The sequence below is a fragment of the Erwinia sp. SLM-02 genome (assembly GCF_037450285.1).
In the GTDB taxonomy this organism is placed as follows: domain Bacteria; phylum Pseudomonadota; class Gammaproteobacteria; order Enterobacterales; family Enterobacteriaceae; genus Erwinia.
The window spans coordinates 1-1,141 of the sequence record NZ_JAQISN010000015.1; the positions used below are offsets into that span (position 1 = coordinate 1).

Below are 1,141 nucleotides of genomic sequence, written 5' to 3' on the forward strand. Positions count from 1 at the left end.
GGTACTATCGGCCACGTTGACCACGGTAAAACTACCCTGACTGCTGCTATCACCACCGTTCTGGCTAAAACCTACGGCGGTTCTGCTCGTGCATTCGACCAGATCGATAACGCACCAGAAGAAAAAGCACGTGGTATCACCATCAATACCTCTCACGTTGAGTATGACACCCCGTCACGCCACTACGCGCACGTTGACTGCCCGGGCCACGCCGACTATGTGAAAAACATGATCACCGGTGCTGCTCAGATGGATGGCGCAATCCTGGTTGTTGCTGCGACTGACGGCCCAATGCCGCAGACTCGTGAGCACATCCTGCTGGGTCGTCAGGTTGGCGTTCCATTCATCATCGTGTTCATGAACAAATGCGACATGGTTGATGATGAAGAGCTGCTGGAGCTGGTTGAGATGGAAGTACGTGACCTGCTGTCACAGTACGACTTCCCAGGCGACGACACCCCAATCGTTCACGGTTCTGCTCTGAAAGCACTGCAGGGCGAAGCTGAGTGGGAAGCTAAGATCATCGAGCTGGCTGGTTACCTGGATTCTTACATCCCAGAGCCAGAGCGTGCGATTGACAAGCCGTTCCTGCTGCCTATCGAAGACGTATTCTCCATCTCCGGCCGTGGTACTGTTGTTACCGGTCGTGTAGAGCGCGGTATCGTTAAAGTCGGCGAAGAAGTTGAGATCGTGGGTCTGAAAGACACCGTGAAATCAACCTGTACCGGCGTTGAAATGTTCCGTAAGCTGCTGGACGAAGGCCGTGCGGGTGAGAACTGTGGTATCCTGCTGCGTGGTATTAAGCGTGAAGACGTTGAGCGCGGCCAGGTTCTGGCTAAGCCAGGCTCAATCAAGCCACACACCAAGTTCGAGTCAGAAGTTTATATTCTGTCTAAAGAAGAAGGCGGCCGTCATAGCCCATTCTTCAAAGGCTACCGTCCACAGTTCTACTTCCGTACAACTGACGTGACCGGTACCATCGAACTGCCAGAAGGCGTTGAGATGGTAATGCCAGGCGACAACATTAAACTGGTTGTTGAACTGATCAAACCAATCGCAATGGACGACGGTCTGCGTTTCGCAATTCGCGAAGGCGGCCGTACCGTTGGTGCTGGTGTTGTTGCTAAAGTTATCGCTTAAT

The 1,141-nt window shown here is 53.0% G+C and carries 1 protein-coding gene; it reads left to right on the forward strand.

What is annotated here, in order from left to right:
* The coding region (gene tuf / locus PGH32_RS24515) for an elongation factor Tu (protein WP_337895399.1) at nucleotides 1–1,140 on the forward strand (1,140 nt) is incomplete at its 5' end.
* Nucleotide 1,141 lies beyond the last annotated feature (1 nt).